The sequence below is a fragment of the Aeromicrobium sp. Root236 genome (genome assembly GCF_001428805.1).
GTDB lineage: Bacteria > Actinomycetota > Actinomycetes > Propionibacteriales > Nocardioidaceae > Aeromicrobium.
This window is the reverse complement of record NZ_LMIS01000001.1, coordinates 2461749-2479802: the sequence shown is the minus strand read 5'-3', so window position 1 is coordinate 2479802 and position 18054 is coordinate 2461749. Positions and strand designations below refer to the sequence as shown.

At 69.0% G+C, this 18054-nt stretch carries 24 protein-coding genes; 13 read left to right on the top strand and 11 right to left on the bottom strand.

The features are described from left to right. The first annotated feature begins 34 nt into the window (after positions 1-34). Complete coding sequence (locus ASE12_RS12475) at positions 35-703, top strand: cache domain-containing protein (protein ID WP_056400993.1); 669 nt, start codon at positions 35-37, stop codon at positions 701-703. Here the strand turns inward: ASE12_RS12475 and ASE12_RS12470 are convergent. Genes ASE12_RS12470 through ASE12_RS12460 form a run of 3 tightly spaced genes read right to left on the bottom strand, consistent with a single transcriptional unit; the run spans position 693 to position 3174 of the window. Continuing rightward, positions 693-1313, bottom strand: a complete 621-nt coding sequence (locus ASE12_RS12470) for a Pr6Pr family membrane protein (RefSeq protein ID WP_157412917.1) — start codon at positions 1311-1313, stop codon at positions 693-695. The genes ASE12_RS12475 and ASE12_RS12470 overlap by 11 nt on opposite strands. A 25-nt stretch (positions 1314-1338) precedes the next feature. Next, positions 1339-1917, bottom strand: a complete 579-nt coding sequence (locus ASE12_RS12465) for a hypothetical protein (protein ID WP_056400987.1) — start codon at positions 1915-1917, stop codon at positions 1339-1341. Positions 1918-1929: 12 nt separating this feature from the next. After that, complete coding sequence (locus ASE12_RS12460; RefSeq protein WP_056400985.1) at positions 1930-3174, bottom strand: FAD-binding oxidoreductase; 1245 nt, start codon at positions 3172-3174, stop codon at positions 1930-1932. Positions 3175-3243: 69 nt separating this feature from the next. Here ASE12_RS12460 and ASE12_RS20240 point away from each other — a divergent pair, with 69 nt between their 5' ends. Beyond that, positions 3244-3975 (top strand): CatB-related O-acetyltransferase, encoded by a 732-nt coding sequence (locus ASE12_RS20240; protein WP_056400983.1) that lies wholly within the window; start codon positions 3244-3246, stop codon positions 3973-3975. Here the strand turns inward: ASE12_RS20240 and ASE12_RS12450 are convergent. Beyond that, entirely contained in the window at positions 3972-5135 is a 1164-nt protein-coding gene (locus tag ASE12_RS12450) for a glycosyltransferase (RefSeq protein WP_157412916.1), read from the bottom strand. The genes ASE12_RS20240 and ASE12_RS12450 overlap by 4 nt on opposite strands. A gap of 152 nt (positions 5136-5287) precedes the next feature. Between ASE12_RS12450 and ASE12_RS12445 the strand changes: the two genes are divergently transcribed. The 3 genes from ASE12_RS12445 to ASE12_RS12435 are packed head-to-tail and all read left to right on the top strand — an operon-like array spanning position 5288 to position 7545. Beyond that, the gene (locus tag ASE12_RS12445) at positions 5288-6091 is read left to right on the top strand and encodes an SDR family oxidoreductase (protein WP_056400981.1); all 804 of its coding nucleotides are present in this window, start codon (positions 5288-5290) and stop codon (positions 6089-6091) included. Positions 6092-6127: 36 nt separating this feature from the next. After that, positions 6128-6841 (top strand): GAF and ANTAR domain-containing protein, encoded by a 714-nt coding sequence (locus tag ASE12_RS12440; RefSeq protein ID WP_056400979.1) that lies wholly within the window; start codon positions 6128-6130, stop codon positions 6839-6841. 2 nt (positions 6842-6843) lie between these two features. Beyond that, positions 6844-7545 carry a GAF and ANTAR domain-containing protein gene (locus tag ASE12_RS12435; protein ID WP_056400977.1) on the top strand — a complete coding sequence of 234 codons (702 nt, stop codon included), beginning with the start codon at positions 6844-6846 and terminating at the stop codon, positions 7543-7545. On the opposite strand, the gene ASE12_RS12430 is transcribed toward ASE12_RS12435, so the two are convergent. The 4 genes from ASE12_RS12430 to ASE12_RS12415 are packed head-to-tail and all read right to left on the bottom strand — an operon-like array spanning position 7538 to position 9825. Further along, positions 7538-8182 (bottom strand): class I SAM-dependent methyltransferase, encoded by a 645-nt coding sequence (locus tag ASE12_RS12430; RefSeq protein ID WP_235508899.1) that lies wholly within the window; start codon positions 8180-8182, stop codon positions 7538-7540. The two genes, ASE12_RS12435 and ASE12_RS12430, sit on opposite strands and share 8 nt — an antisense overlap. A gap of 39 nt (positions 8183-8221) precedes the next feature. Continuing rightward, a complete protein-coding gene (locus ASE12_RS12425; RefSeq protein WP_056400974.1) occupies positions 8222-8674 on the bottom strand; it encodes a DUF6328 family protein in 453 nt (150 codons plus the stop codon). A gap of 1 nt (position 8675) precedes the next feature. Next, the gene (locus ASE12_RS12420; protein WP_056400961.1) at positions 8676-8936 is read right to left on the bottom strand and encodes a Rho termination factor N-terminal domain-containing protein; all 261 of its coding nucleotides are present in this window, start codon (positions 8934-8936) and stop codon (positions 8676-8678) included. 22 nt (positions 8937-8958) lie between these two features. Next, positions 8959-9825, bottom strand: coding sequence for an SDR family oxidoreductase (locus ASE12_RS12415; RefSeq protein WP_056400955.1), 867 nt, complete (start codon positions 9823-9825; stop codon positions 8959-8961). 76 nt (positions 9826-9901) lie between these two features. Between ASE12_RS12415 and ASE12_RS12410 the strand changes: the two genes are divergently transcribed. After that, on the top strand, positions 9902-10750 hold the full coding sequence (locus tag ASE12_RS12410) for a Ku protein (protein ID WP_056400951.1): 849 nt from the start codon (positions 9902-9904) through the stop codon (positions 10748-10750). Here the strand turns inward: ASE12_RS12410 and ASE12_RS12405 are convergent. Then, entirely contained in the window at positions 10747-11466 is a 720-nt protein-coding gene (locus tag ASE12_RS12405) for a GAF and ANTAR domain-containing protein (protein WP_056400948.1), read from the bottom strand. The two genes, ASE12_RS12410 and ASE12_RS12405, sit on opposite strands and share 4 nt — an antisense overlap. A 167-nt stretch (positions 11467-11633) precedes the next feature. Here ASE12_RS12405 and ASE12_RS12400 point away from each other — a divergent pair, with 167 nt between their 5' ends. Then, a complete protein-coding gene (locus ASE12_RS12400; protein ID WP_056400945.1) occupies positions 11634-12122 on the top strand; it encodes a hypothetical protein in 489 nt (162 codons plus the stop codon). Here the strand turns inward: ASE12_RS12400 and ASE12_RS12395 are convergent. Together ASE12_RS12395 and ASE12_RS12390 are read right to left on the bottom strand one after the other, a co-directional pair. Continuing rightward, complete coding sequence (locus ASE12_RS12395) at positions 12116-12337, bottom strand: hypothetical protein (RefSeq protein ID WP_056400942.1); 222 nt, start codon at positions 12335-12337, stop codon at positions 12116-12118. The two genes, ASE12_RS12400 and ASE12_RS12395, sit on opposite strands and share 7 nt — an antisense overlap. Before the next feature lie 115 nt (positions 12338-12452). Beyond that, positions 12453-13085: a sigma-70 family RNA polymerase sigma factor gene (locus ASE12_RS12390; protein ID WP_235508975.1), complete on the bottom strand. Its 633-nt coding sequence runs from the start codon at positions 13083-13085 to the stop codon at positions 12453-12455. On the opposite strand from ASE12_RS12390, the gene ASE12_RS20560 reads away from it, so the two are divergent. From ASE12_RS20560 to ASE12_RS12360, 6 genes are all read left to right on the top strand, one after another. Continuing rightward, positions 12990-13331 (top strand): hypothetical protein, encoded by a 342-nt coding sequence (locus ASE12_RS20560; RefSeq protein ID WP_235508992.1) that lies wholly within the window; start codon positions 12990-12992, stop codon positions 13329-13331. The two genes, ASE12_RS12390 and ASE12_RS20560, sit on opposite strands and share 96 nt — an antisense overlap. A 103-nt stretch (positions 13332-13434) precedes the next feature. After that, positions 13435-15798, top strand: coding sequence for an ATP-dependent DNA ligase (locus tag ASE12_RS12380; protein WP_056400933.1), 2364 nt, complete (start codon positions 13435-13437; stop codon positions 15796-15798). Positions 15799-15838: 40 nt separating this feature from the next. Further along, on the top strand, positions 15839-16261 hold the full coding sequence (locus ASE12_RS12375; protein WP_056400930.1) for a hypothetical protein: 423 nt from the start codon (positions 15839-15841) through the stop codon (positions 16259-16261). 111 nt (positions 16262-16372) lie between these two features. Then, entirely contained in the window at positions 16373-16741 is a 369-nt protein-coding gene (locus ASE12_RS12370) for a TraR/DksA C4-type zinc finger protein (RefSeq protein WP_056400927.1), read from the top strand. 66 nt (positions 16742-16807) lie between these two features. After that, on the top strand, positions 16808-17476 hold the full coding sequence (gene lepB / locus ASE12_RS12365) for a signal peptidase I (protein ID WP_056400924.1): 669 nt from the start codon (positions 16808-16810) through the stop codon (positions 17474-17476). A gap of 157 nt (positions 17477-17633) precedes the next feature. Beyond that, the gene (locus ASE12_RS12360) at positions 17634-18044 is read left to right on the top strand and encodes a cyclic nucleotide-binding domain-containing protein (protein ID WP_056400921.1); all 411 of its coding nucleotides are present in this window, start codon (positions 17634-17636) and stop codon (positions 18042-18044) included. Positions 18045-18054: the final 10 nt, after the last annotated feature.

The window sequence follows — 18054 nt, the reverse complement described above, 5'->3', positions numbered from 1 at the left end:
GTGATCGACTCCCACGCGACCAAGGAGGACCCTCATGAAGGTCCAGACCGCAGAGCTCTCCTCGTGCGTCGAGACCGTCGAGACCTACTTCCACGGCATCCTCGACGAGCTCGAGGCGATGCGCACCCTCCTCGTCGACCTGTTCGACCGGGGACCCGTCGACTCCGCCGTCGCCCGTGCGCGCATCGAGCCGAACGTCCGCCGGTTCCTGAGCACGACCGACATCGTCGGCGCCGGCTACGTCGCGGCCCGCGGCGCCCTCAGCGACGAGGCGCTCTACCTCGCCTGGTGGCAGGGCGACGACCAGCAGCTGCTGGCCGAGTCGGACGCACCGGGCACGGGCGACCCGCTCGACTACACGCGGCACCCGTGGTTCCGCACGCCAGAACGTACGGGCCGGTCCTACGTCACCGGGCCCTACGTCGACTTCGTGTGCACCGACGAGTACGTCATGACGTCGACCGCCCCGGTCCTCTCACGCGGGCGGATGGTGGGCGTCGTCGGCGCCGACACGCTCGTCGAGACGCTCGAGGGCCTGCTCCTGCCGGCCATGCGATCCGCCGACGCGACGCTCGTCAACGACCAAGGACGCACCGTCGTCTCCGCCGATCCGCATCTCGCGACCGGCAACCTGGTCGACCTGTCGGCGTACGCCGAGGTCCTGCCGTGCCGCGACCTGCCGATGTCGGTCGTCAGGCGCTGATGCCGTGGCGGCTCAGCCGCAGGTAGCCCCACGCCAGGCCGAGCGCCAGGAGCAGCACCACGAGGCTCGCGATCGCGACGGCCCAGCCACCATGTCGATCGACGTCCAGGAAGTCGTACGGCACCGGGGCCCGGCGGTCGCTCGTCACGGCGTAGGACGGGTCCGACACCCCGGCCCGCACCAGCGTGTAGGCCAACCAGGCCAGCGGCCAGACCAGGAACCACAGGGCGCTTCGGTCGAGGCGCGTGCGGGGACGGAACAGCGCGAAGCCGATCACCGAGAGCACGGGCACGACGTAGTGGAAGATCTTGTCGTACCACCACTCGATGCCCGTGAAGGCGCCGTTGCCGGCCAGGATCGTCGCGTAGACGATCCCGGTGATCGTGATCGCCACCAGGCTGCCGAGGCGAAGGATCCCGAACGCCGTGCCGCCGCGGTCGGGCTGCGCCGCGACCAGCGCCGCCGCGACCACCACGAGGAGGTTGGACTCGACCGTGAAGTAGCTGAAGAGATTGACCAGCGACCGGTCGCGGTCGACCGTCAGGATGGTCTGCCCGATGAGCGCGAACGCAGCCAGGACCGCGATCACGCCGTGCCAGAGTCGGATCACGCCCCGACGATAGCGCCGACCGACGTCAGCGGGCTTGCAACGCGTCGAGCGCGACACCCATCGCCGCGGCGACCCGCCAGTCGAGCTGCCAGCCGTTGGGCAGCACCGGGACGGTCAGCTCGTAGCGGTCGCGCAACGAGCGCTGGCGCTCCGAGGACAGGATGACCTGGCCATCGGTCGCGGTGAAGTCGAAGTGGAACAACAGGAACGGGATGTCGACGAACCGGCGGATGATCGCGATCGCGGCGTTGCGCTCCTGGCCCATCGAGGTCAGCCCGTCGGGCGTCGAGAGGTGCCACGTGGAGCGGAGCAATGACTTCTTGAAGTCCTTGCGGAACTCGCCGATCGGGTTGCCCTGGGCGTCGGTGACGTCGTACGTCGCACCGAGGTCGAGCCGCTGACGAGCCTTGAAGCCGAAGACCGGCTGCGTCTTGGACTCGTCGGTGAAGAAGGTCACCTGCTCCTTGAACGCCATGCGCTTCTGCTCGGCGAACGCGACCAGGGCGCCCTCCGTGCCGTCCGGCCCGATGGGTCGCAGCTCGTAGCGGTTGACCATCAGGGTGATCTTCTGTCGCAGGGCGAAGCGCTGCGTGGCGTCAGTCATGGCTACATCCTGTCAGCGCAAGGGGTCGAACCTCGACAGCAGGCTCGATGTCTCGCCGCGGGCCACCTGGGCGGCGAGCAGCTTGCCGCTGAGCGGACCCAACGCGATGCCCCACATGCCGTGCCCGCCGGACACGAACACACGTGACGACTTCGTACGCCCGATGAGCGGCAGCCCGTCGGCGGTGCACGGCCGCGAGCCGACCCATTCATCCGTGCGCGCGTCCCAGTCGACGCCGGTCAGCATCGGGGTGGCCGCGTCGATGATCGCCCTCACGCGCCGCGGATCGAGCGGCGCGCCGGGCTTGCGGAACTCCATCATTCCCGCGACCCGCAGCCCGTCGCCGAGCGGTGTGCACGCGACCCGCTGCGCCGGGAAGTACATCGGTCCGCTGGGCATCTGCTCGGGCTGCACCGTGAAGCTGTAGCCGCGGCCGGCCTGCACGATCGTCTTGACCCCGACGTCGCGCGCGAGCGAGCCGAGCCACGTGCCGGTCGCGATCACGACGGCGTCGGCGGTCAACGCGTCCCCGCCGGCTACGTCGAGACGTACGCCCGACGCCGACTCCGTGAGGTCGCGCACGTCGACGCCGGTGCGGATCTCGGCGCCCCGCTCGCGCACGGCGTCGGCGAGCGCGTTGACGTAGCGGCCGGGGTTGATGAACCGCTGGTCCCTCAGGCGTACGCCACACGTCACCGCGTCGCCGAGCGCCGGCACCAACGCGTGCACCGCGTCGCGGTCGAGCAGCTCGGCCGGGGTCTCGACGCCCAGCTCCCGTACGTGGTCGAACTCCTCGAGCAGCGCGTCCCGGTCGCCCTCGGAGGCGAACGCGGCGAGGAACGGCTCGGCGGCCTTGGTCGGCTCCGCGAGCCCACCGGCCGCGATCTCGTCGAATGCGTCGAACGCCTGCCGGTTGGCCTCGGCGAACACACTCATCGCGTCGCGCCACTTCGGCGCCGTGCAGTGCCGGGCGAAGTCGACGAGGAACCTGAGGAGCCGCGGATTGGCGCTGACCGGCACGTAGACGGGCGACGACGGCTTGAGCGTCGCCTTGATGCCACCGGCCAGGATCGCCGGGTCGGGCAGGGGCAAGGTCAACGCCGGGGCAAGCCATCCGGCATTGCCCCACGACGAGCCCGCGGCGACCCCGACCCGGTCGACGACCGTCACACGTACACCCTCGGCCTGCAGGAACCAGGCCGTCGACAGCCCGACCATGCCGGCACCCACCACGACGACGTGCTCCGGAGCCTGCATCCGTCCATTGTGCGGGTGCCGCGCCTCCGCGCGGCAGTCGATACCCTGACCCGGACCGGAGGAGGACGCGTGGACGAGCACACCCGCGGCGCGAGGCACGTGCAGCACATCGGCTCGTCACGCCTGTTCGTCGAGCCACCCGTACGTTTCCTCGGCCCGTTCGTCATCCGCTCCAAGACCCACGTCGGCGCGTTCACGGAGTTCGGCCGTGAGGTCGAGGCGCAGGCCGCGTCGCTCGGCCGCTACTGCGAGGTCGGACCCGGCAGCCTGCTCGGCGCGACCGGCCACCCGACGACGTGGCTCAGTGTCTCGGCGTTCCAGTACCGCAGCTCGACGTGGGGCTGGCACCCGTCGGCCGACGCCAACACCGTCATCGATCCCGAAGCAGGTGGCCGGCAGTCGTTCCGCAGCGTCGCGGGCGACCAGGCCGTCATCGGCAACGACGTGTGGATCGGGGCCAACGTCGTGGTGCTGCGCGGCGTCACCATCGGCGACGGCGCGATCATCGCCGCGAACGCCGTCGTGACCAAGGACGTCCCGGCCTACTCGATCGCCGGCGGCATCCCGGCCAAGGTCATCCGCCCTCGTGTCCCCGACGGCCTGCGCGACGAGCTCCAGGCGCTCGCGTGGTGGCGGTTCTCCCCCAACCAGCTCAGCGGCATCCCGTACGACGATCCGGCCGAGGCCGTCCGCCAGCTGCGCCCCAAGGTCGACGCCGGCCTCGAGCCGTACGAGCCCGGGTTCGTCGAGATCCGCAAGCCGGAGCCGGCCAGGCGCAGACGGCGCTGGTACGTCCGCTAGCGCGTGGACCTCTCACCGGCCAGCACGCCGAGGTAGATCCGGGCGTGCTCGGCCGCCAGCTGCTGGCGTTGCTCGATCCGTTCCTCGACGCTGATCGGCTCCACGGGCCACTGCTCGTACGCCCGGTGCACTGCGTCGACCAGCGAGTCCTCGTCGAGCCCGCGGTCGTCCATGCCGAAGCGGAACACCGGCGCCTGGTCGCCGAAGTAGCCACAGCTCGGCGCCACGACCGCGGTCCCCACGTCGCGGCACGCCTCGAGCCACGACGAGTGCGTGCCGAAGCGGTACGGCAGGACCGACGCGTCGAGTCCGGCGAGGTAGTCCCACAGCTGGGCGTCGCTGAAGAACTCCCGCACCCGCACGCGCACGCGGTGGACCGCCCGCTGCACGTGCCGCGTGAGGTCGAAGCCGAACCGGCCCCCGGACGGGCCCAGCACGTCGGGGTGCGCATCGACCTGCAGGATCGCTCCGGGCAGGGCCCGCACGGCCCGGATCAGCGCCGGCAGCAGGGTGAACGGGTCGTCGCCCGGCCGCGGTCTCGACACGCGAAGCCCGACCGTGAACGGCCGGTGCCGGTGGTCGGGCGTGTGCCGGCGCCGGTGCATCCGCTCCATGGTGGTCAGGCTGACGACGTGCGGGTGAGGCAGGACCAGCGCCTGCCGGCCCCAGCGCCCCTCGATCTCGGCCGCGGCGCCGGGCGTGAGCGTGACCAACGCGTCGGCGGCCGGGATCAGCACGTCCAGACGGGCATCGTGCTCCGCGCGCTCGGCTTCCCTGGGGCTGCGGAGGTCGTGCACCGTGTGGACCAACGGCTTGCCCGCCCGTCTCAGCGTGTCGACGAGGTCCGTGAGCTGCGCCGGCGCGTGACCGTCGAACCCGAAGTGGAGGTGGAAGACGTCGAACTCCTCCTGGTGCCGGCGCACCCACGACGGCTCCAGCATGACCGGCGGCCACCACTTCGACAGCGTCACCCGGCTGGGGTTGCGCGGGTCGGGGTCCGTGAGCCTCACGACGCGGGGCACATCGCGGTTCTCGTGAAGTGGCGCAAGATGCCGGACGTACGGGTGCGCGGCCGGCACCGAGGCGACCTTGACCCGGTCCCGTCGCACCCGGGGTCGGACGGGTCGCTCGGTCGAGCCTGAGCGGCGCGCGGTCGGCATGGCGCCCTGCTTCCGTCATCAGTCGGGGTGGCGACCTGCTGCACCACCCGGTGACATACCCCGAATCCGCTCCGCCATGCACGCGCCCGCGCATGGTGCCCGGACAACCGGGTAGCAGTCACTCGAGGCTCACACGAGAGGGAGAAACAGACATGGAACACGAAGACGGAGGGCCGGGCGGCAGGCCCCTGGGGCTGGTGACCGGCGCGTCGAGCGGCATCGGCGAGGAGCTCGCCCGCGAGATGGTGCGCAACGGGTTCGACCTGATGGTGGTCGCAGAGGACGAAGGCGTCGTCGACATCGCGGCGGAGCTCAGCGACCAGGCCGAGGTGCAGTCCGTACGCGCGGACCTCGCGACCCGGTCCGGGAACGAGATGGTCGTCGACCTCGTCGCCCAGCAGGGCCGACCCCTCGACGCCGCCGCGATCAACGCCGGCATCGGGGTGCACGGCCGGCTGATCGACACGGACCTCGACGAGCACCTGCGGCTCATCGCGCTCAACATTGTGTCGGCCGTCCACCTCGGACGGTCGATCGCCAAGGACATGGTCGACCGCGGCACCGGGCGGTTGCTGTTCACGTCGTCGGTTGCCTCGCAGATGCCCGGCCCGTTCTACACGACGTACGCCGCGTCGAAGTCGTTCGTGCAGTCGTTCGCCCTGGGCCTGCGCGAGGAGCTCAAGGACACCGGCGTCACCGTCACCGCCCTGATGCCGGGCCCGACCGACACCGAGTTCTTCGACCGCGCCGGCATGGACGGCACGAAAGTCGCCGAAGGGCCCAAGGACGACCCGGCGGACGTGGCCAAGGCCGGTTTCGCGGCGATGATGTCCGGCGACGACCACGTCGTCACGGGTTGGCGCAACAAGATGCAGGCGGCAGCGGCCGGCGTGCTCCCCGACGCCATGGCGGCCAAGGTGCACCGGTCCATGACCGAGCCGCCTGGCGACTCCTGAGCGTAGAGTCAAGGCACACCCACATGAGAGGCCCAGATGTCCGAGACCGACGTCCAGCGAGCTATCGCGAAGTTCGCGACGGTGCTGGCCTCCCTCAACCACGAGGAGTCGTTGACCGCCAGGCTCTGCGAGGCCGGCCGTCGGCTGCTCGACGCCGAGGGCGCGTCGATGACGTTGGACTATGCCGGCAACGGGCGACTGATGGTGCACGCCACCGACGAGCTGTCGGCCCAGCTCGACGACCTGCAGGACGTGGTCGGTGAAGGCCCGTCATTCGACGCCGCCGACTCCGGGGAGATCGTGGTCGCCCGGCTCGGCAACGGCGACGAGGATCGCTGGGCGCTGTTCTCGGACCGGCTGATCGACCTCGGGTTCCGCGGCACGCTGGTCGCGGTCCCGCTACGAGCCGAGCTCTCCGTGCTCGGAGTACTCTCCCTCCATCGCCGAGGGACCGACCAGGAGGAAGACCTCGTGTCAGCTCGCTTCCTCGGCGCCACCGTCGGCACCGCGCTGCTGCAGGACCCGCGCCTCGGAGGTTCCGACCAGGTTGCCAACGAGGCGTGGGCGACTCGGTCGACAATCCACCAGGCAACCGGGATGATCGTGGCGCAGGTCGGCGTACGCACCGAGGACGCGATGGCCCTGCTGCGGGCGCAGGCGTTCGCGCGCAACACGTCCTTGGCCGACGTGGCGCAGGACATCGTCGACCGCCGCATCAACTTCCGCGACTTCACGATCGAGGGAGACTAGCCATGGAAGCATCACACGCGGCTGACGCGTTGGCCAAGGCCTCAGCCGCTCTCGTCGGCGAGATCGACATCGCCGGGTTCCTGGCCGCCCTGCTCGCCAGCAGCGCCGACGTGCTGCGGGTCGACGCCGGCGGCATCCTCGTCGAGGACGCCGGTCGCCTGGACCTCCTGGCCGCGTCGAGCCACTCTGCCGTCGAGCTCGAGCTTCATCAGGCGCAGCTCGACGAGGGGCCGTGCGTCCAGGCCCACGAGTCGGGCGTCGCGGTCAATGCCCATGGCGCCGAGATCGCCGCGCGTTGGCCGCGATTCGGGCCGCACATGCAGGAGTCCGGGTTCCACGCCGTGCACGCATCGCCGTTGCGCTGGCACGGGATGTCACTCGGGGCGATGGGCCTGTTCCGGCGAACGGACATCTCGCTGACCCCTGACGAGGAGGTCGTCGCCCAGGCGTTCGCCGACCTCGCGACGGTGCTGATCGTGCGGGTCGACGACGTCGATCTCGACGCGGTCAAGCGCCGCATCCAGGAGGTCCTCCACACCCGCGTCGTCATCGAGCAGGCCAAGGGTGTGCTCGCCGAGATCTACGGCGTCGACATGGCCGAGGCCTACCGTCTGCTTCTGACTCGCGCCGGCGAGGACCACGACCGGCTCATGGCGACCGCTCACGCGGTGATCGACGAGGCCCAGCGCAACCGTCTCACCTGACAAGCAGCACGAGCACGCCCCGGTCGTCGTACGCACGATGCTCGGCCAGTCGCAGTCGGAGCTCCGGGTGATCGGTGAGGTGGTCGCTGACCGCGGCGACCTGGTCGAGGCCACCCAGCTGCAGGACCGCCGATCCGTCGTCCACCAGGTGAGTGCCGATCAGCTCGAGGCACGTACGCACGAGGTCGAGTCCGTCGGCGCCACCGTCGATCGCGTGCACCGGGTCGTCGACGTGCTCGCCGGTGTCACCACTCGGCACCCACGGCGGGTCGGCGATGATCAGCGCGAACCGCTCGTCGTCACCGATGAGCTCGGCCATGTCCCCGCACCGGATGTCGACAGGTCCGTGCACGTCGGCGCGTGCCACGTTGGCCGCCGCGTGCTCGCAGGCGATCTCCGAGGAGTCGAGGAGCACGAGAGGACGGTCCTGTCCGACCATCGCCAGCAGACCGATGTGCCCGACCCCGGCACAGAGCTCGAGCACGGGGCCGTCCGGCGCGGAGCGCAACAGCGCCGACGCCCAGGCCGACTGCGCGGTCGTCCAACGCCGCGGCTGCAGCACCCGCGAGTCGTACTGGATCGACAACGGCCCGAACTCGATCAACTCGGTGCGCACCTGCTCGACGTCAACGGTCACCGTCGCCGGGTACCCCGCCGTGCGAGTGCGCAAACCGTGTCAGTCCATCTTGACCTCGCGGGCCGGCACCAGGACCCAGGCGACGAGCACGAAGAGCACGATCAACCCGGCGACGAGCCCCGCGACCCAGCCGGTCGCGACGACGTCGAGGATCAGCCACACCGCGCCGACGTTGGCGAGGGCGAGGGTGCCGAGCCCCCACCGCGACGACTGGTGCGCCGCCTCGACGAGCCAGGGCCGGGCGTGCCGGTGGAACAGGGCGCGGTGCAGTGCGACCGGCGTCATGAGCAGGAACGTCGCGGCGACCGCACAGCACAGCACCGCGGCGTAGACCGCGTGCCGCGACTCCTCGAGGTCCTCGAAGCGGGGCGTGAAGGGCAGGGTCAGCAGGAACCCCGTCAGGATCTGCACGCCAGTCTGCGCGACCCGCAGCTCCTGCAGGAGCTCCTGCCAGTTGCGGTCGAGCTTGCCCTGTTGCGAGGACTCGGCCACCTCAGTGGTTGCGGAGGGCCTTGACCAGCTCCGACTTGTTCTTGTCCGAGTAGCCCTTCAACCCGAGCTCCTTGGCTCGCTTCTTGAGGTCGTCGACCTTCCAGTCCTCGTACGACCCGGACTTGCCGCCCTTGCGGCCGACGGACGACTCGGACCTGCCCTTCTGCGCCGCCGCGTTGGAGATGCGCGCTGCCTTCTCCTTGGACGCGCCGTCTTCACGCAGGTCTTCGTACATCTTCGGCTTCTTGATGCTGCTGGGCATGGGGTGTTCCTTTCTCCGTGGGTCAGAAGACGGGCTTGCCGCCCGTGACGCCGAGCACGGTGCCCGACACGTAGCTGGCGTCGCGCTCGGACGCGAGGAAGACGAACGCCGGCGCGACCTCGGCCGGTTGGCCCGCGCGGCCCAGCGGGGTGTCCTTGCCGAACTGCTCGACCTTCTCGACCGGCTGGGTTGCCGGCTGCAGCGGCGTCCAGATCGGACCGGGGGCCACGGCGTTGACGCGGATCCCCTTCTCCCCCACCTGGCCGGCAAGGTTCACGGTCGCGTTGTTGATCGCAGCCTTGGTGGCCGCGTAGTCGAGCAGGGTGCTCGACGGGTCGTACGCCTGGATCGACGTGTTGTTGATGATGGACGATCCGCGCGGCATGTGCGGGACCGCGGCGCGGGTGAGCCAGAACAGGGCGTAGAGATTGGTCTTGAAGACCCGGTCCATCGTCTCGTCGGTGATCTCCTCGATGCTCTCCTCGCGCGCCATCTGGAAGCCGGCGTTGTTGACGAGCACGTCGAGCCCACCGAGCTGCTGCACCGTGTCGGTGACGACCCGGTCGCACGTCTCGCGATCACGCAGGTCGGCCTCGATCGCGAGGTGCATGCGACCTGCCCGCTCGAGCAATGCGGAGGTCTCGTCGGCGTCGGCCTTCTCCTCGGGCAGGTAGGTGAAGGCGACGTCCGCGCCCTCACGTGCGTACGCGATCGCGACCGCGCGGCCGATGCCGGAGTCGCCGCCGGTGATCAGCGCCTTGCGGCCCTCGAGCCGGCCGTGGCCCTCGTAGGAGTCCTCGCCGTGATCGGGAAGCGGGTCCATCTCGCCGGTCAGCCCCGGCGGCTCCTGCTGCTGGGACGGGAAGGTCTGGGATTCGTCCTGACTCATGCGTGGGACGTGCCCCTCGCCGTACGCATTAAACGTGATGACTGGCGTCGGAGGATCAAGCACGATTCACTTAGGCATGCGATCCATCTGGAAGGGCGCCATCAGCTTCGGTCTGGTCAACGTGCCCGTCAAGGTCTACAGCGCGACCCAGAGCCACGACGTCCAGCTCCACCAGGTGCACAACAAGGACGGCGGACGCATCCGATACCAGCGCAAGTGCGAGGTGTGCAACAAGGTCGTGGCCTACGAGGACATCGACAAGGCCTACGACGACGGCGAGAAGACCGTCGTGCTCACCGACGACGACTTCGCAGCACTGCCGGCCGAGCGCAGCCACGAGATCGAGGTCGTGGAGTTCGTCCCGGCCGACCAGGTCGACGTGCTGATGCTCGACAAGGCCTACTTCCTCGAGCCCGAGGAGCGCGCCCTCAAGCCCTACACGCTGCTGCGCCGCGCCCTCGAGGACTCCGACCGCACGGCGATCGTCCAGTTCGCGCTGCGGCAGAAGACCCGGCTCGCCGCGCTGCGCGTGCGCGACAACGTGCTGGTGCTCCAGACCATGCTGTGGGACGACGAGGTCCGCAAGCCCGAGTTCGACGTGCTCGACTCGACCCCTCGCATCAGCCAGAAGGAGCGCGACATGGCGGCGCAGCTCGTCGACTCGCTGTCGGAGGACTTCGACCCCACGGCGTTCACCGACGACTACCAGGAGCAGCTGCGCACCCTGATCGAGGCCAAGATCGAGCAGGGCGCGTCGCTCGACACCGAGGCCACGTTCGGCGAGCAGCCCGAGGACGAGAGCGCCGACGTCGTCGACCTGATGGAGGCGCTCAAGCGCAGCGTCGACCGCAAGAAGGCCTCCAAGAAGCCGGCCAAGAAGAGCACCGCCAAGAAGAAGCCGGCGGCCAAGAAGAAGGCGGGCTAGTTCGCCGGGGTCTGCTCCGGCGACAGCTGCGGCGTCTCGAACGTCGCGTCCGGTGAGTTGCGGTGGTCGACGACCCACTCCGCGACGTAGCGCAGCTTGACGTTGTGCGCCTGCGACTGCCGGCGGAGGAAGTCGAACGCCCGGTCGGCGTCGAGGTCGAAGCGCTCCATGAGGATGCCCTGCGCCTGCCCGATCAGCTTGCGGGCGTCGATCGCGACCTGCAGCCCCTCCTCGTTGTGCGCGTTGGCCAGCGCGACCGCCGCATGGCGTACGAAGATCGTCGCGACCGCGACGTCGTCGTCGTCGAACGCATCGACGTGGTTCGCGTAGAGGTTGAGTGAGCCGTAGCGACGCGTCCGCGTCTCGAGCCGGACGCTCAGCACGCTGCGGATGCCCAGCTCGGCCACGGCCGGTCCCCACTTGAGCCACCGGGGGTCGTTGCCGACATCGCCGGACTGATAGATCGCCTCGCCCTCGATCGCGTCGAGGCACGGTCCCTCGTCGTGCACGATCTGCAGGTTGTGGGACTCACCGACCCGCTGCGACGTGGCGGCCGCGGTCTCGATCTGGTTGCGGGCGTGCACCAGCATGATGCCGGCGTCGTCGCAGCTCGTGGCGACCCGGGCGTACTCGGCGATCAGCTCGACCGTGCGCTCCGCGGTGGGCTCGTCGTGCAGGTCGAGAGCCATCTGCGAGAAGAAGGTCGAGCTGTCCACCTGAGAACTCCTTACTGGGCCCTTCAAGAGAAACACCCTATGACCGAAATATATAGCGGTCGAGGTCCGGTGTTTGCCGCCAGAGGCGCTGGGTACGTCCGCGGCAACATGTCGCACTCAAGTGACATTGTCTCGCCATTCATCGATGTTCGGGGAGGGGATACCCGATGACCTTCGATCGAGGCTCCGCCGCGACCACCGTGACCCTCTTCGGCGGGAGCGATCCGCTCGACCACGCACTGAGCGCCCACCTCGACCGACGAGGCTGCAAGACCCACTCCGTCACCGTCGCGACCGGATGGCTGCAGTCGGCGACCCACGCGATCCTGCGACTCGACACGGTGGCCGGCGCCGAGGCGTTCAAGCAGCTCGCCGCCACCCCGGAGCCCCGTTCGCACGTCGTCGCGGTGTGCCCCGAGACCGACGATGCGGCCGAGTCGGACCGGGTGCGCGATCTCTGCCGCGCCTGCGGCGTGCACCATGACGTCGCCCTCATCTGGCACCCGCCGCTCGGCGTCAACAGCTCCGCCGCGGCCACCGCGAGCACGACCACGGCGCTCGCGTCCACCGTCGCGAACGAGATGGCAGACCACCTCTCGGTGGGGGCGCCGGCGTTCGTGACCCGGCCGTTCACGTTCGATTCGGACGCTCATTGAGACGTGATCTCCTTGGCGTGGTCGTCGAACATGCCGACCGTCGCGCGTACGTCCCACAGGGCGGCAGGCGCGTCGAGCGTCTGGACGGAGATCTTCGAGGTGCCGTCACCGTCGAGGGCGTGCGCGACCACGTCGTGATGGAGGGCGAACTCGTGGAGCAGAGCGCGCTGGATGTCGGGGCCGCTGAGGCGAAACGTCAGGGTCGTACGTCGCAAGAAACCGATCCTCGGGTCAGCAGGATGAAGCGGCTGCTGCTGAACCGGCGACAGCACTCTACTCATGACATGCGTGGTGGCGGCCACCGGCCCGGTGACCGCCACCACCTCGGGGTCAAGCGGCGTCTGCCGCCATCGCGGACTCGCGCAACCTCGCCAGGAGCTTCGCGAGCCTTCGAGAGATCTGCATCTGGCTCACGCCGACGATCTCCGCGATCTCTTGCTGGGTCTTGTCCTCCACGAACCGGAGTCGGAGCAGCAAGCGCTCGTCGTCGTCGAGCTCGCGGCACAGCGGCTCGATCGTCACCCAGTCGTCGATGAACTCGTAGTCGGACGTCTCCCCCGCGATCGTCTCGCCCAGTGGCCGGCCGCTCTCGCGAACGGGCTGGTCGAGCGACGTCGGCGAGAAGCAGCTGCGTGCCGCCATCGCCTCCCTGACGTCGTCGATGCCGGCGTCGATCTCCTCGGCGATCGTCTCGATGTCCGGCTGCCGGGAGTCCGACTGCAGGCATCGTTCGGTCGCACTGGAGATGTCCGCCTGCATCTGCTGGATCCGGCGCGGTGGCCTGATCCCCCAGCAGTAGTCGCGGAAGTACTTCTTGATCTCGCCGAGAATCGTGACCGTGGCAAAGGGTACAAACTCACCACGGTCGTGGTCGAAGCCACGAATGGCCTTGACCAAGGCAAAACAGGCGACCTGGGCCAGGTCGTCCCGGTCAGCTCCCCGGCCGGCGTACCGCCCGGCCAGATGGTGCGCGAGACCGAGATGGCGACGAACCACCTCGTCCTCGAGGAGCTCTCTTTCGGCATCGCTGGCGTGACGTGCCGCTTCGATCAGATCGTGCGTGTCTTCATGCTGCGCCAATACGGGAGCAGTGTTCACGGTAAAACCCCCAGGGGTCTCGATCCGTCAACCGGCTTCTGCTCAACCGGCTCTCCAACCATGGCACTGTGGTGTCTGAAGCGCAAGAGGCTCGTGGTCGTTGCTGACTAGTCGCTATGGTTCTTTCGGGCCATGCGGGCATCTGGGTGCCGCGCGTCTCGCGCGTTTCGCCCGTTTTCCCCCGGGTACGAGCCGGTGAGCGAGAGGAGGCCCGATGGCGCGCAAGAGCGACACCCAGACTGTGTCGGTCGCCGGGCAGCGCCTCCGCCTCACCAATCCCGACAAGGTGATCTATCCGTCGACGGGCACGACCAAGGCCGAGGTCATCGCCTACTACATGGAGATCGCGCCCCACCTGCTGCCGCACCTGGCCGGGCGCATCGTGACGCGCAAGCGTTGGGTCGACGGTGTCGGCACCGCCGACAAGCCGGGCGAGGTGTTCTTCGAGAAGAACCTGCCGTCCTCGGCGCCCGACTGGATCCGGCGTGTGGAGATCCAGCACAGCGACCACGTCAACACCTATCCGGTGTTCGACAGCGCGGCGGCGCTCGCGTGGGCGGGACAGGTCGGCGCCCTCGAGCTGCACGTCCCGCAGTGGAAGGTCGACAGTCGCGGCAAGAAGCTGAATCCCGACCACCTGGTGCTCGACCTCGACCCGGGACCCGGTGCTGGACTCCCCGAATGCGTCGAAGTGGCCAAGCGCGCTCGTGCCCTGCTGCGCGAGCTCGACCTCGAGGCCTACCCGGTGACCAGCGGAAGCAAGGGCATCCACCTCTACGCGGGGCTCGACGGCGAGCACGACGCCGACTACGTCAACCAGTTCGCCAAGCAGTTCGCGCAGGTGCTCGAGGCGGACCTGCCGGACCTCGTCGTCAGCTCGATGAAGAAGAGCCTCCGCGGCGGCAAGGTGCTGGTCGACTGGAGCCAGAACAACGCCAACAAGACGACGATCGCGCCCTACTCGTTGCGGGGGCGGACCGAGCCGTACGTCGCGGTGCCCCGCACGTGGCGAGAGCTCAACGACGACCTGCGGCACCTCACGCTGGACGAGGTGCTGCAGCGCATGAAGCGGCGCAAGGACCCCATGGCGGACCTCGCCGGCCCTGAACAGAGGAGCGACAAGCTCGCGACCTACCGGTCCAAGCGGGACGCGAAGAAGACCCCCGAGCCGGTCCCCGACGCCATGCCGGGAGCCGGCGAGGGGAACTCCTTCGTGATCCAGGAGCACCACGCCAGCAGCCTGCACTGGGACTTCCGCCTCGAGCACGACGGCGTGCTGGTCTCGTGGGCGTTGCCCAAGGGCGTACCAACCGATCCCAAGAAGAACCACCTCGCGGTGCAGACCGAGGACCACCCGCTCGAGTACGGCACCTTCGAGGGCACGATCCCCAAGGGCGAGTACGGCGGCGGCGAGGTCACGATCTGGGACACCGGGACGTTCGAGCTCGAGAAGTGGCGCGACGGCAAGGAGGTCATCGCGACGCTCACCGGCCGCAAGGACGGCGGCCTCGGCGGGCCGCGCAAGCTCGCGCTGATCAAGACCGGCAAGAACTGGCTGATCCACCTCATGGAGACCCCGAAGCCGGCCCGCAAGAAGGCATCGCCGAAGAAGTCGATGAAGAAGGGCTTCGTGGCACCCATGCTCGCCAAGCTCGGCTCCGCGGACGACGTGCACGACGAGGACGACTGGGCGTTCGAGATGAAGTGGGACGGCATCCGGGCCGTCGCGGTGATCGACGGCAAGGACGTCGGCCTGTTCACCCGCAACGAGAACGACGTCACCGCCGGCTATCCCGAGGTCGTCAGCGCGCTCGCCGAGCTGGGGCTCGACGACACGGTCCTCGACGGCGAGATCGTCGCCCTCAACGCCGCCGGCGTCCCCGACTTCGGCCGGCTGCAGCAGCGCATGGGCCTGACCAAGGAGGCCGACGTCGAGGCGGCGCGGCGGGACGTCCCGGTCAAGTACCTCGTGTTCGACATCATGCGGTCGGCCGGCGACCCGCTCGTCGACGAGACGTACGTCGATCGGCGCAAGGCCCTCCGAGGTCTCAAGATCGCCGCCGACGTGGTCGAGATGCCCAAGGCGTTCGACGGCTCGCTCGCCGACGCGATCGAGTCGAGCAAGACGCTCGGGCTCGAGGGCGTGCTCGCGAAGCGACGCGACAGTCGCTACCTCGGCGGCAAGCGCGCGACGGCGTGGACCAAGGTCAAGCACCAGCGCATGCAGGAGGTCGTCGTCGGTGGCTGGCGCACCGGCCAAAGAGCGCGCAGCGGCAAGATCGGCGCTCTGCTGCTCGGCATCCCCACCGACGACGGGCTCCGCTACGTCGGCAAGGTCGGCACGGGGTTCGACGAGCGTACGTTGGCGGACCTCCAGAAGCGGTTGTCGAAGCTGTCACGCAAGACCAGCCCGTTCGCCGAGACGCCCCGTGAGATCACCCGCGACGCGCACTGGGTGACCCCCAGCCTCGTCGGTGAGGTGTCGTTCGCGGAGTGGACGTCCGGCGGCCATCTTCGCCAGCCCAGCTGGCGCGGCATTCGTACGGACAAGAAGCCCCAGGAGGTCGCCTTGGAGTGAGGCTGCGACTACCGAAACCATCACGACACGAGGAGAATCCATGCCGTTCAAGAAGAAGAAGTTCCGCAACCGACTCGAGGCACGCCTGGATGACCTGGCGAGCCAGACCGAAGACCTCCGCAAGCAGGTCGTCGACCGGGCGCCCGGCGTACGCGACTCACTGGTCGACATGCTGCCCGACAAGGACCAGCTGCGCGACCTGCGCGACGACCTGTTCGAGCGTCTCCCCGACGGGGTCGCGGACAAGGTGCCCGACAAGGTCAAGCCCAAGAAGCGCTCCAAGCTCAAGCGCGTCGCGTTCCTCGGTGTCCTGACCGGCGCCGGCGCCGCGGCGTTCGCGGCCCTCAAGGGCAAGGGCAACACCCCGCCTCCGCCCGCGCCGTTCCCGGCTCCGCCGACGCCGAGCTCCTCGGCCGGCACCACGCCGAAGCCGGCGAAGAAGGCTCCGACCAAGAAGGCGTGACCCCAGCACGAGTCCCCGGGCGGTGCCCGGGGATTCGTGCGTCCGGGCACGAATACGTCTCGCACCACGGGGTATGCCGGTCGGAACCACTCATGCCCGGAGGGACTCCCCATGACGACTGACATCGATCCGGCCTGGACCACGGAGGAGCTGAGCTCCATCCGTGACGGGCTGGTGCTGGCCGCCGAGCGGCTCCGGGCGGAGATCGCGATCCTCGACACGGCCTCGGCCCAGGCCGTCTCCGCGTCGACGCTCGAGGTGCTGCACGACGAGATCGATGTCGCGTCCCACCGGTCGGAGCTGATGCAGGATGCCGTGCAGCTGGAGAACGCCACGGCGATCCTCGAGCAGACCGAGCACGTCCTCGCCAGGCTGGACCTCGGGCTCTACGGCGTGTGCGAGCGGTGCTCGGCGGCGATCGGCCGGCCGCGCCTCGAGGCATTTCCCCGTGCCACGCTGTGCATGACCTGTGTGGCGTGACGCTGCGGAATCGCCGGACGGAATCCTGAACCCGTACGTTTGGCGGCCTCCCGCTAGGCTCACTGCGTGACGGATCAGAAGAAGACGCGCAAGCAGCTGCCGGTCTGGCAGGAGTCGATCCTTCTGGTCGCCACCGCCATGGTCATGGCCGTGATCGTCAAGACGTTCTTCCTCCAGGCGTTCTACATCCCGTCGGAGTCGATGGAACCCACGATGCTGGTCAACGACAAGATCCTGGTGCAGAAGGTGTCGTACTGGGGCGGCGACGTGAAGCGCGGCGACATCGTCGTGTTCGACGACCCGGGAGGCTGGCTGAGCGCCGAGGACTCCAAGCACGCGTCGAACCCGATCCAGAAGGCTCTTGAGACCGTGGGACTGTTCCCCACCGGCGGCCACCTGATCAAGCGCGTGATCGGGGTGGGCGGCGACACCGTGGCGTGCTGCACCGACGGCAAGCTCACGATCAACGGCAAGGAGATCACCGAGCCGTACGTGCTCGACGAGACCGCCACCAAGGACAAGACGTTCGAGGTCAAGGTGCCCAAGGGTCATCTCTGGGTCATGGGCGACAACCGCGGCAACTCCAGTGACTCCCGCGTCCACCAGGGCGACCCGGGCGGGGGCTTCATCTCCGAGGACAGCGTGGTGGGCAAGGCCTGGCTGCGCGTCTGGCCTCTGGGCCGCGCGGGGTTCATCCACAAGCCGGACACGTTCGACGCCAACCTCGATCCCTGACGGTCGACCCACGACGACAGAAGTCCCGCCTGAGCATCGGCTCGGGCGGGACTTCTTTGTCAGCGATGTGTCAGCCAGCGAACAGAACCACCTGCCGGTTGTCGCGACGATGGGCCCACGAGCGGCGAAGCGTCCGCTCCCGACCAAAGGACAGCTCATGACGCACAAGCCCAGGCTCGACCGTCAGGTCCAGGACGACCTGACCCGCATGACCCCCTTCGACTCCGCCCTCGTCAAGACGCTCGCCACTGTCGGGGTCTCGGTGCACATCCCGAAGGGCTGGGCGATCATGATGGAGATGACGCCGGCGGACTCGGCCTACATCCTTCTGAGCGGCAACGTCGAGGTACGCAAGGCTGGGGAGGTCCGCCGGACCCTCGGCCCCGGCGACGTGTTCGGAGAGATCGCCCTGGTCGACCATCGCCTGCGGAGCGCCTCGATCGTCGCGTCCACCAACGTCACCGCTCTGCGCCTCGACGCCACGGCCCTCGAAGCCCTCGTCGACCGGGACTCCGTGTTCGCCGGCGCTCTGCGATCGTCGGCGGAGAGTCGTCTCGCCGCGTTCTAGCGGTGCAGCG

What these genes read in the sequence shown, in the direction of transcription:
- ASE12_RS12475 (WP_056400993.1), top strand. Translation starts at nt 35, where the DNA reads ATGAAGGTCCAGACCGCAGAGCTCTCCTCGTGCGTCGAGACCGTCGAG.
- ASE12_RS12465 (WP_056400987.1), bottom strand. Translation starts at nt 1,917, where the DNA reads ATGACTGACGCCACGCAGCGCTTCGCCCTGCGACAGAAGATCACCCTG.
- ASE12_RS12460 (WP_056400985.1), bottom strand. Translation starts at nt 3,174, where the DNA reads ATGCAGGCTCCGGAGCACGTCGTCGTGGTGGGTGCCGGCATGGTCGGG.
- ASE12_RS12450 (WP_157412916.1), bottom strand. Translation starts at nt 5,135, where the DNA reads ATGCCGACCGCGCGCCGCTCAGGCTCGACCGAGCGACCCGTCCGACCC.
- ASE12_RS12445 (WP_056400981.1), top strand. Translation starts at nt 5,288, where the DNA reads ATGGAACACGAAGACGGAGGGCCGGGCGGCAGGCCCCTGGGGCTGGTG.
- ASE12_RS12440 (WP_056400979.1), top strand. Translation starts at nt 6,128, where the DNA reads ATGTCCGAGACCGACGTCCAGCGAGCTATCGCGAAGTTCGCGACGGTG.
- ASE12_RS12435 (WP_056400977.1), top strand. Translation starts at nt 6,844, where the DNA reads ATGGAAGCATCACACGCGGCTGACGCGTTGGCCAAGGCCTCAGCCGCT.
- ASE12_RS12420 (WP_056400961.1), bottom strand. Translation starts at nt 8,936, where the DNA reads ATGCCCAGCAGCATCAAGAAGCCGAAGATGTACGAAGACCTGCGTGAA.
- ASE12_RS12415 (WP_056400955.1), bottom strand. Translation starts at nt 9,825, where the DNA reads ATGAGTCAGGACGAATCCCAGACCTTCCCGTCCCAGCAGCAGGAGCCG.
- ASE12_RS12410 (WP_056400951.1), top strand. Translation starts at nt 9,902, where the DNA reads ATGCGATCCATCTGGAAGGGCGCCATCAGCTTCGGTCTGGTCAACGTG.
- ASE12_RS12400 (WP_056400945.1), top strand. Translation starts at nt 11,634, where the DNA reads ATGACCTTCGATCGAGGCTCCGCCGCGACCACCGTGACCCTCTTCGGC.
- ASE12_RS12380 (WP_056400933.1), top strand. Translation starts at nt 13,435, where the DNA reads ATGGCGCGCAAGAGCGACACCCAGACTGTGTCGGTCGCCGGGCAGCGC.
- ASE12_RS12375 (WP_056400930.1), top strand. Translation starts at nt 15,839, where the DNA reads ATGCCGTTCAAGAAGAAGAAGTTCCGCAACCGACTCGAGGCACGCCTG.
- ASE12_RS12370 (WP_056400927.1), top strand. Translation starts at nt 16,373, where the DNA reads ATGACGACTGACATCGATCCGGCCTGGACCACGGAGGAGCTGAGCTCC.
- ASE12_RS12360 (WP_056400921.1), top strand. Translation starts at nt 17,634, where the DNA reads ATGACGCACAAGCCCAGGCTCGACCGTCAGGTCCAGGACGACCTGACC.